Consider the following 11,328-nt stretch of genomic DNA (forward strand, 5'->3'; position numbering starts at 1 on the left):
AAGAATCTAAAAGTTTTTTTGCGAGTGTTTGAATAATTTCTTTGTTTTTCTGAATTTTAGATACAAAATACTATTGCTAAAGTACTAAAAGTAGATCATGCTGGTAAATAGATGAAACTTTGATGGCGCTTGGTTTTAAAAAAGGCAATATTTGATTTCACTGTTTGCGCTGGTATTGATTTTGCAATAACAGATAATAGTTTATTGTATGCAGAATACTGTTATTTAGATTTTGGTAAAAGAAATTTATAAAGAATATTATCATTAACAGTTATGCGAAACTTTAATGAAAATGAATCCAACTTTAATACACATAATTTTAGTGTGATTTAGTTTACAAATTCTTATTGAATGCAAAATTAAAAGTTTAAGAAGCCTTATTTGCAAAAATTCTTTATTTTTTTGTGAGTGTGTCATTTTTGCTACAGATCTTTCAGAAAAGATGCTCTATATGAATTTCATTTTGGATATTTGGAGAGATTTTATGAATACAAAACGTTTAATAACAGCGTCTATTTTTTCTTTAATTTCAGCGTCTACAGCACTAGCTGCTGATGTTATGATTCCTCATCAGCCAGCATCATCGACTGCTTCTACCATTGTTGCACCTACTTTTTCATGGACAGGTCTTTATTTAGGTGTCCAAGCTGGTGGTTTTTCAAGCAAAGCTGATATGGCTCTTGTTGGTCAAGAAAAGAGTTTACCACTGGATAAAGAGTTCTCTCCTAAACTTTCAGGGTTTGCAGGTGGTTTTTATGCAGGTTCTAATATTGATCTCGGTGACAACTTTATTTTTGGCATCGATACGGATTTAATGGTATCTGGAAAAAAACACACAAAGACCATTACCATAGGAGCGGCTGATAACACTACAGTAGAAAATGCAGTCGTAAGATCCCGCAGATCCGCAAAACCACAAATATCTCCAACCTCACAAGCAACAGAAGGAGTACAAACGCAAAAAGACACCTCAAGAGCACCTGCAGGTACAGGAACTACAACAGTAGGGACTCCAACAGCAGGATCCACGTCAGAACAATCTGTTGCAGCGCAATCCAGTCAAGCACTAACTAGATCAGTAAATACAGTTCAACAACCACAAACAGGAGCAACACAATCAAATAAAGCAGCAACAACTAGAAGTTCTGGCAATGTCAATTCAACAGCAGAAAAAACAGTGGTAGTGGGAAGGGAAAATTCAGGAGTTTCAACACCACCATTAAAAACGCCATCTGCATCGCCAATACCACAATCAGCATCCTCTAGACAGACGGTGAGTTCAGTGCAATCGCCATCGTCCTCATTGGAAAGATCAGGTACAGGACCGACATTGGTAAGCAGGGTAAATGGATTAAAATCACCTGCACCTAAATCAATATCCTCTACCACAGGAGCAAGCTCACCAGAGCAGTCAACGCTCCTATTGGCAAGATCAGACACAGGAGATCAACCATCAGTAGGAGGAACAAATGGAGTAACTGCGTCTGCAAAATCTGCAGAAACATCATCTGTATCAGCAGGGGCTGTACAAGTGCAAGCTAATCCAATAAAATCGGTTGCTGTAAAACCCGCGCCCTCTATCTCATCAACGGGAACAGAATCAAGTCAGCCAGCAGCAAAAGCACCTGCATCGGAACAATCATCATTAAAAGAAAGAACAGTACCGAGCGGAGGGACATTTGTCCTCGCGAGATCAGGATCATCTTCTGAAACAGCAAAAGCTTCCAATGGAACAAGCGGAGCCCAATACGGAGGTCATCATGGCACCCATGGTAGCGGAAATGCTAATCCACATGCTTCTCGTTCTCATGGTGGACAGAATATGGCTGGACACGGTGCACAAAGTACACAAGCGGTGGATAAGAACGCTTCCAGTGTATATGGTATAGAACAAATAAAAAAGATGGCTTCTGAACTTGGTCTTGATCAAGAGGATGCAGTTGAAACTTTAAGTCATACTTTCAAACAAAATTGGGGTGGTGCTACACGGGTACGTATTGGTTTTGCTGCTGATCGCTTTATGCCTTATCTTGCTGGTGGTATTGCTTATGGGCAATTCCAAGACACTGTATCAATATCTGTTAAGGATGAGGATGGAAGAGTCGTTTCTTCTAAGAACTTAGCTGATGAAACAAAAACCATGATTGGTTACACACTTGGTGGTGGCGTTGATTTCTCGCTTCTAGATAATGTGATTGTACGTGCAGAATATCGTTACTCTGATTTTGGTAAAAAGAAATTTGCAAAGGAAAAACTTGAAGTTAACTACAAAACCAATGATTTCCGTGTTGGTGTAGCTTATAAATTCTAATTTTTTAAAGAGTAAATTTCTAAGAGGCTCCACTGTCAGTGGAGCCTTTATTTTTTTTTAAGATCACTTTTTGGTTTCTTTTCTTGTGAATTTCATGATAAAGCCCATAGAGTGTGATGATATATTTTCCTGATCGCTGCTTAATACGAATGATAAGCTCGGCTTTCCCTATAGATAAAAACCAGAGTTGCAGGGTTCAGGGAAGTTATGCAAAAATGAAATCGTAAAAGTGGACAGGGATATTTCACAATGGCTGTGAAAAATGAAACAATAGATTATTCAAAAACTCTTTATCTCCCACAGACAAATTTTCCTATGCGTGCAGGGCTTCCGCAAAAAGAGCTTGAATTGATGGCGCGTTGGGAAAATATGGGGCTTTATGCGCAATTGCGTCAACAAGCAAAAGATCGTCCATTTTATATTCTTCATGATGGTCCGCCTTATGCAAATGGTCATATTCATATCGGGCATGCTTTAAATAAAGTTCTAAAGGATGTGGTTGTTCGTTCATTCCAAATGCGCGGTTTTAATGCAAATTATGTACCTGGTTGGGATTGCCATGGGCTTCCAATTGAATGGAAAATTGAAGAAAAATATCGAGCACAAGGAAAAAATAAGGATGAGGTACCTCTTAACGAGTTTCGTCAAGAATGCCGTGAATTTGCACAGCATTGGGTAACTATTCAAAGTGAAGAATTTAAACGCCTTGGTGTTGTGGGAGATTTTAATACGCCTTATACTACAATGGCTTTTCATGCAGAAGCACGCATTGCCAGTGAATTGATAAAATTTGCTATGTCAGATCAGATTTATCGTGGTTCCAAGCCAGTGATGTGGTCTGTTGTGGAACGTACGGCTTTGGCAGAGGCTGAGATTGAATATCATGATCATGAATCAGAGGTGCTTTGGGTTAAGTTTCCTGTTTTTGAAGCAAATTCTGATGATTTATATGGTGCTCATGTCGTCATTTGGACAACAACACCGTGGACGATTCCAAGCAATCGTGCAGTGAGTTATTCTTCGCAAATTTCTTATAGTATTTACGAAGTTGAAAGTGCTGAAAATGATTTTGGTCCTCAAGTGGGAGAAAAGCTTCTCTTTGCAGACGCTTTAGCGATGAGTTGTGGAGAAAAAGCCAAACTTGTTTTGAAGCATTTGCGTGTTATTTCTTCTGAAGAGTTGAAAGCTCTTGTTCTTTCTCATCCACTCAAAGGTTTAGCTGGAGGGTATAATTATAAAATTCCATTGCTTGATGGTTCGCACGTAACAGAGAGTGCTGGTACAGGTTTTGTCCATACAGCACCAAGCCATGGGCGTGAGGACTTTGAAATTTGGAATGATTATAAGTCCTTACTGGAGCAAGCGGGGATTGATTCATCTATACCGTTTCCTGTTGATGATGCAGGGTTCTATACGAAAGATGTTCCAGGTTTAGGACCAGATCGTGAAGGAGGACCTGCACGTGTTATTGATGATAATGGAAAAATGGGTGATGCCAATAAAGAGGTCATTAATGCTTTAATTAAAGCAGATCGATTGTTTGCACGGGGGCGTTTAAAGCATTCCTATCCCCATAGTTGGCGTTCAAAAAAACCCGTTATTTTTCGCAATACACCGCAATGGTTTATTTCAATGGATAAAGATTTTGGGGATGGTTCAACTTTACGTAGTCGGGCTTTGGAAGCTGTTTCAAAAACGCGTTTTGTGCCATCTTCTGGACAAAACCGCCTAGCTTCTATGATAGAAGATCGTCCTGATTGGGTTCTTTCTCGTCAGCGTTCTTGGGGTGTTCCTATTTGTATTTTTGCAAATGAGGATGGTGTTATTCTAAAAGATGAAGGTGTGAACGAGCGTATTTTACGGGCTTTTGAAGCAGAAGGGGCAGATGCATGGTTTGCTGAAGGAGCACGTGAACGTTTTTTAGGTGAGCGTGCACATGAGCCTTGGGTACAGGTTTATGATATTTTGGATGTTTGGTTTGATTCTGGAGCCAGCCATAGCTTTGTGTTAGAAGATCGGGCTGATTTGAAATGGCCTGCTGATGTTTATTTTGAAGGTTCAGATCAACATCGCGGATGGTTCCAATCTTCTCTTTTGGAAAGCTGTGGTACGCGTGCTTGTTCTCCCTATAAGTCCGTGATCACACACGGTTTTACTTTGGATGAGAATGGTAAGAAAATGTCTAAATCTTTAGGCAATACGGTTGTTCCGCAAGAGATCATTAAAACATCTGGAGCTGATATTTTTCGTCTCTGGGTTATGACAACCGATTATTGGGAAGATCAGCGTTTAGGCAAAAAAATACTTCAAACAAATGTGGATTCATATCGTAAACTACGCAATGCAATTCGTTGGATGCTAGGAACTTTAGCACATGATGATGGAGAAGAAATATCTTATGGTGCACTGCCGGATCTTGAAAAATTTATATTGCATAGGCTTTTTGAACTTGATCAGTTGATTAATCGCGCTTACGATGAATTTGATTTTAAAAAGATTATGCGTGCATTATTGGATTTTTCAATCATTGAGTTATCGGCATTTTATTTTGATATCCGCAAGGATTCTCTTTATTGTGATGCACCTTCATCAAAAAAACGCAAGGCTTCCTTGCAGGTTGTCCGTGAGATTTTTGAGCATATGGTCACATGGCTTGCTCCAATGTTACCTTTTACTATGGAAGAAGCTTGGTTAGAGCGTTATCCAGGAAGCCAATCGGTGCATTTGGAACAATTTCGCTCTGTACCAGAAGAATGGCAAAACCAATCTTTGGCTGAGCGTTGGAAAAAAATTCGGCAGGTCCGTAAAGTTGTGACAGGTGCTTTAGAGCTTGAACGTGCTAATAAGCGTATTGGATCCTCTTTGGAAGCTGCGCCTATTGTTTTTATTTCCAATCTGGTTTTACGAGAGGCATTAGAAAATGTGGATATGGCGGAGATCTGTATTACCAGTGCGCTCACAATTACGCAGGACACGATACCTTCTGATGCTTTTACTTTGAATGATGTTGAAGGTGTTGGTGTATATCCAGAGAAGGCATTAGGAAAAAAATGTGCTCGATCATGGCGTTATACACAAGATGTTGGAAGTGATCCAGCTTATCCGGATGTATCTGCTCGTGATGCAGCTGCTTTGCGGGAATTGCAGATTCTTGGCAAGATTTAAAGTTTTAGATCAAAGGAAAGAAATGCAAGTAAATTTCTCATATTGATGAATATAGTTTTTTGTGGTACGAAAAAAATTCCGTTGTTTTATCTGCAGGGGGGAAATTTGTGTATGGACCGTTCTCTCATAAATAACGGGAATATTAATCAGCCATACACCTAGGAAATGGAATAGGCAGTGAGAAAACGTGAAATAAAAATATTTCCAATAGGAATTTTAGGGATGTGCTTTGTTTTAACGGGATGCAATTTATCCGCTCCTACCTATGGTACCAATAAACCAGTTTCAATACAGTTTTTTGAAGATGTTGCTAATATCACTTCATTAACACCAACAAATAACAGCAGCCAGATTGTTATGAAACCTCATCCAAAACTTGTAATACCAAGCCCTAGTTCACGCAGATTTTTGCCGGTACCACAACAAGATAGATCTGTCAATGAAATGGCAGCATCGAAGAAGCATCAAGGAAATACTCCTTTTCCTCACAAAGGATCGTCAGTTAATGGCGTTGGTTCAGAAAATCCTTCACAGTTGAATGCGAAGCAACGACAGGAATATTTACGTCGTCAGAGAGCACAAGTTGGAAGTTCAAAATACCGTCGCTATCTCACTGAACCACCTTTAAGTTATCGCCAACCGGCAAAAACCGCACCTATTGGTCGATAGGGAAAAGACAAAATATTTAAAGTAAAGTATTTTTCCAATTACTTATGATACCAAGCTCTCATTCGCGCGCAGTTATAATGCTGCTGTAGGAGGGGGGTATTCTCATGAAATAGCAATATGACAACAGCATCGAGAGATTCCTTATGCGTTTCCTTAACACGAAACATTTCTCAAGCTCATTTTACAACATTGCTCATGTGGCTAGTATAACGTAAAATCTATTGTGCTCCAATACTTTATGCTTAGGAAGGAGAAAGTGGATACCATCATTTTATTTTACAGACTCCAATGTTGCGATAATTTTTGCATTTGAGAGCTTTCATAAGAGACATTTTTAGTCTTTTCTAAAACGTTCTTTATCCAGACGATAATTCCGCTTATGATGTGCAAGAAAGTGATTTTTACTGTTTCAATGTAATTTGAAATGAGAGCATATCTACGATATTTTGGACTTTATATTTTATATACAAAATAATGAATTATTCTTTTGAATGAATGTACCATCTAATAGAAACAATATGCAGAATTAAAAGAGAGAAAAAATGCTTCGAAATAGCTTTTGCTATATATATCAGAAGAATTAACAGTCTTTTTTGAGAAGTAGGATAGTTTTTAAAGAGTGAAAGTTATGGAAGAAGAATTATTTTTAGTATCGCTTTTGTACAAAAAAGTCTTTAAGTAATTGAGCTGCTTCTTTTTCCTTGAAACCAGAATAAATCTCAGGTTTGTGATGGCAGGTTGGTTGCTGATAAAAACGTGGGCCATTTTCTATAGCACCTCCTTTGGGATCATTTGTTGCATAATAGAGACGTCGTATGCGTGCAAATGAAATGGCAGCGGCACACATAGCACAAGGTTCAAGTGTTACATAAAGATCGCAATCAGGAAGCCTTTCGTTTTGCAATGTTTCGCAAGCCATACGGATTGCGCGTATTTCTGCGTGTCCTGTAGGGTCATATGCAGATTTTATAAAGTTACCAGCGCGTGCAATGATAGCTTTTCCACGTGTAATGACAGCACCTACGGGAACTTCATCTTTTTTTGCAGCCTCTTGCGCTTCTAAAAGGGCTATTTCCATGGGCGTCAAAGTCATAATATTCTTTCTACTGAAGGTATAGAAAATCTAAAGGTTATCTCGATAAGGAATGCTATGGAATGAATAATTTATTACGCTTTTATAATGAAAAGAACACCTCTATTTTTTAAAGAGTTTAAAACAAACTTGCAAGTCGACAGATACATTATTGTCGTTAAAGGATAGAAAATGATAAATGATTATGCTACTTCATTTTTCAGGATAAGCGGTATGGTGCATGTGAATAATTTTCTGAACATACTTGCAAAGATTGGTTTGAAACGCAAATGAATGAAAATAATGAGAGTGAACGAATTGCTAAAAGGTTAGCGCGTGCTGGTATTGCTTCGCGTCGAGATGCAGAAATGATGATTGTTGCAGGTCGTATTTCTGTGAATGGTAAAGTCGTGACAACGCCTGCTTTTAATGTTAGCCGCTCTGATGTTATTAAAGTTGATGGCAAACCTTTACCTCCTATAGAACGAACGCGTTTATGGCTTTACCATAAGCCAGCAGGTCTTGTCACCACGAACCGTGATCCTGAAGGCAGACCTACAGTCTTTAGTAATTTACCAAAAGGAATGCCGCGTGTTCTTTCTGTTGGAAGGCTTGACATTAACACGGAAGGGCTTTTGCTTTTAACCAATGATGGTGGCTTAGCGCGTGTATTAGAGCTTCCTGTAACGGGGTGGGTCCGCAAATATCGTGTCCGTGCTCATGGAAGAGTCAAGCAGAGCGCGTTGGATAACCTTAAAAATGGTATTGCGATTAATGGTATTTTTTATGGTTCGATTGAAGCATCAATTGAACGCGAACAAGGGTCGAATGTATGGCTTTCTGTCGCTTTGCGAGAAGGAAAAAATCGTGAAATAAAGAATGTTTTAGGGGCATTGGGATTATCAGTTAATCGATTAATACGTGTATCTTATGGTCCATTTCATCTCTCTGATTTAGAAGAAGGAGCCGTGCAAGAGTTAAAAGGGCGGATGTTACGAGATCAGTTGGGGGAGCGTTTAATTATGCAAGCCAATGCAGATTTTGATGCTCCTATTCTTAAGCCATTTTCAAATTCTGCAGTTGTTGCAGAAAAGCAAAGCCAGAAAGATCTTTCTGTTGCAAATGATGGTTGGGTTTTCTCAAGTGAAAGGGCGATACGACGCCGACCAAGAGATGGTTCTGTTGAACATAGTCGCGCACGATTAAGTACAAAGTCTCATGAGAATGTAAAGAAGGAGAAAAGTGAAGAAGGAAAAGCAGAGCGTTTTCTACCGCGTTCTCGCCGTGCTAATGTTTGGATGGCTCCTGGTGCACGTCCGCAAAGTGCACGTAGAAAGCCTTCCTATAGTGAGGAGAAATCGCATGATCATAAGAGCGATTTGGATGGTAGAAAGTCCTTTCATCGAGGCAAGGAAAAACTAAAAGAAAATCCGTCATACAAAGAGAAGAGGGAAAGTTTTGTTCAAAAACATGGCAAAATATCTTATGACGAGACGCATCCCTTTGGTAAGAAAGATCGCTTTTTAAAGGATAAAGAGAAAATGATAAAAGGTGGTCATGATGAGCATTCTTTTGAGAGAAAGAAAAAGGTAAAATCGTTTGGTGGTGCTATGAAAAAATCTAAACCACATAGGGACGGTGCAAAAACTTCGAAGCGATTTGGAGGTCCACGTGCGGATCATAGGCGGTAAATTTGCTGGGCGTGTTTTGTTTTCGCCTGTTAATCAGTCGATTCGCCCAACGAGTGATCGTACACGTGAAAGCCTTTTTAATATTCTTTCTAGCCGTGAAGAAGAGTTTTGGACCAATAAACGCATTCTTGATCTTTTTGCTGGTACTGGTGCTTTAGGCATCGAAGCACTTTCGCGTGGAGCAAAGGCGGCTGTTTTTGTTGAAAACTCGGTTGAGGGGCGTGGGTTGCTTCAAAAAAATATAGAAGCCTTTGAATTACAGTCGATAGGACGGATTTTGCGTCGTGATGCGACCAAACTTGGCAATATTGGCACAATGCTGCCATTTGATGTTATCTGCGCTGATCCTCCCTATAGCCGTTGTTTAGGTGAACGTGCTTTTGTAGAAGCTTTGCGAGGAGGGTGGGCAAAAGCTGATACACTCTTCATACTTGAAGAAAAGAAAGATACAATGATTTATTTACCTGACGTCTTTTATCTAGATGATGAGCGTTTTTATGGTGAGACAGCAATACGTCTCTATAAATTACGATCGCTTACATCTTGAGAAAGTTCTTGTTTTTATCCGATAGGATGAAAAAATGCTTTTTCACAGTTTTCTTCATTTTATATGGTTTTTAAAAGGTTAAGCAGAAAATCAATAAAAGATTCTAATGTTAAAGGAATTGATGAATTTTTATTAGCTTTAATACAGAAGGATGTTTTTTCTCCAATAGGATATATATTCCTCGATAATAGTTATGATCTTTTTTATCTAATTTCTTTCTGCCATACCTTAATCATCACATTTCATCAACAGTTGAAAGCTTTAAGCTATGCAGTCTGCATTGATATCTTATATGATGCGTAACTTCTATTTTTGCTATTGTCTAAACTTAAAAAAGATATTTTGTTTAGTATTGAAAATATTGTTCATTTATCCTGAATACTTGTGTGTTTAGTTTAGTAATATCGCTTGTTGAGTTAGTCATTACATATTAAGTAAATCTGAGAGTATTAAGTATCTTATCGTGGTGCAGCTTTAAGGATACTTTTTTATATTATTCTTTATCACTAAAGATAAGTAATTTGTAAAAAAGGGGAGATTATCGTGTTTAATTGGATATATAGTGAAGAGATTAGTACAGAAGCAAGTGCTGAGCAAATTTGGGCTATATGGGAAGATGTGGCATCATGGCCTTGCTGGGCATATTATATTACAATAAAATCAAATATATTAAGCAAATATAAGGGAATTTAAAGATTATTGATTCTATTATATTTTTTTGCCTCTATCCCTCATTTTTTTGAAGTTTTTTAATTGCCTCTATTGCGAGCTTTTTACGATCTGCGCTCTTGGTATAAAGAGATGCCATACTGTCATCTGTCCAGCCAAAAAGTGCTTTCAATTGTGAGACCGTTGCACCAGAGTTAGCTGCGCGTGTTGCTGCTAATTTTCTTAAACCATGCGCTGATTTTTTGATACCTGCTTTGGTACATGCTTTTAAAAACGCATGTCCAAAGCTTTCCTTGGTAAATTTTGTACCTTTTTTACCACAAATAAATGTTTCGTCACCAATAGGACCAGTTTTAAGGGTTTGTGCGAGTTCTGGTAAAATAGGCAGAAAAACATCTGTTTTAAATTGGCTCTTTTCTGTTTTGAGATGAATGATATTATCTTTTACGTCTTTCCAACCAATGCGAACAGCATCACCACGACGCAAGCCCGTATACAAAAGAACATCAATCCAAACACGTTCATGGGTACCGACAGACCAATGTTGATAATATTTTTCAACGTCTTCTTCTATCCAAGTGGGTAAGCCATTTTTGTTTTTGAGAGAGGGTTTTTTAACGCCTAAAGCTGGGTTACTTTCTAAAAGACCTTGTTCAATTGCCCATTTAAAAAGTCCATTAAGTGCTTTCAAAAAATTTTGAGCTGCTGCTGGCATTTCTTTGCGGCGTTCAACACCAGCTATAATATGTTTTTTTTCAATTGCTCGGTATGGAATATTTCCTATAGTATCACATACCTTCATAAGAATGAGTTCTCTTTGTTTTTTGGTATCTTTAGCAAGGCTATGCCAATGAACGCTGTTAAAATATTGTTTAAGCAGCCATGCAAATGACCCTTCAACAAGTTTACCGGTTTTGGATTTAGGAAGTATAAGCCCTTGTAACTCGGCAAGTGCGCTTTTGTAGTTGTCAACAAACTCTTGCGTTCCATAGGTACCGCGTATTCTAATACGTTTTCCATGACCAATACGTACATACCATACGATTTTGCCATGTTGGGTAATTTGTTTAACGAGATGAGGAGGGCGTGGTTTTGGCATGATCAATTTTACATCTTAGAGAGTGCGATTTCGTAATATTCATTCTTTGACAAATCTAAAAGTTTGTCTGGGTGGCTAACTGAATTTGGTATTGGAATATCTGCT

At 38.5% G+C, this 11,328-nt stretch carries 7 protein-coding genes; 5 read left to right on the top strand and 2 right to left on the bottom strand.

All coding sequences use genetic code 11. The features are described from left to right. Positions 1–484: 484 nt before the first annotated feature. The 3 genes from ACFIM6_RS06160 (at position 485) to ACFIM6_RS06170 (ending at position 6,145) form a co-directional block, all read left to right on the top strand. On the top strand, positions 485–2,311 hold the full coding sequence (locus ACFIM6_RS06160; protein ID WP_375612102.1) for an outer membrane beta-barrel protein: 1,827 nt from the start codon (positions 485–487) through the stop codon (positions 2,309–2,311). Between the two features lie 249 nt (positions 2,312–2,560). Next, the gene (ileS, locus tag ACFIM6_RS06165) at positions 2,561–5,476 is read left to right on the top strand and encodes an isoleucine--tRNA ligase (protein ID WP_375612103.1); all 2,916 of its coding nucleotides are present in this window, start codon (positions 2,561–2,563) and stop codon (positions 5,474–5,476) included. 177 nt (positions 5,477–5,653) lie between these two features. After that, positions 5,654–6,145 carry a hypothetical protein gene (locus tag ACFIM6_RS06170; RefSeq protein ID WP_375612104.1) on the top strand — a complete coding sequence of 164 codons (492 nt, stop codon included), beginning with the start codon at positions 5,654–5,656 and terminating at the stop codon, positions 6,143–6,145. Positions 6,146–6,791: 646 nt separating this feature from the next. Here the strand turns inward: ACFIM6_RS06170 and ACFIM6_RS06175 are convergent. Next, on the bottom strand, positions 6,792–7,238 hold the full coding sequence (locus tag ACFIM6_RS06175; protein WP_273790416.1) for a nucleoside deaminase: 447 nt from the start codon (positions 7,236–7,238) through the stop codon (positions 6,792–6,794). 269 nt (positions 7,239–7,507) lie between these two features. On the opposite strand from ACFIM6_RS06175, the gene ACFIM6_RS06180 reads away from it, so the two are divergent. Together ACFIM6_RS06180 and rsmD are read left to right on the top strand one after the other, a co-directional pair. Beyond that, a complete protein-coding gene (locus tag ACFIM6_RS06180; protein WP_375612105.1) occupies positions 7,508–8,908 on the top strand; it encodes a pseudouridine synthase in 1,401 nt (466 codons plus the stop codon). Continuing rightward, complete coding sequence (rsmD, locus tag ACFIM6_RS06185) at positions 8,889–9,455, top strand: 16S rRNA (guanine(966)-N(2))-methyltransferase RsmD (RefSeq protein WP_375612106.1); 567 nt, start codon at positions 8,889–8,891, stop codon at positions 9,453–9,455. The genes ACFIM6_RS06180 and rsmD overlap by 20 nt, the downstream gene beginning before the upstream one ends. Before the next feature lie 724 nt (positions 9,456–10,179). On the opposite strand, the gene ACFIM6_RS06190 is transcribed toward rsmD, so the two are convergent. After that, positions 10,180–11,223, bottom strand: coding sequence for a tyrosine-type recombinase/integrase (locus ACFIM6_RS06190; RefSeq protein WP_375612107.1), 1,044 nt, complete (start codon positions 11,221–11,223; stop codon positions 10,180–10,182). Between the last annotated feature and the right edge of the window lie 105 nt (positions 11,224–11,328).

The sequence above is a fragment of the Bartonella sp. AA9NXGY genome (assembly GCF_042196845.1).
Taxonomy (GTDB): domain Bacteria; phylum Pseudomonadota; class Alphaproteobacteria; order Rhizobiales; family Rhizobiaceae; genus Bartonella.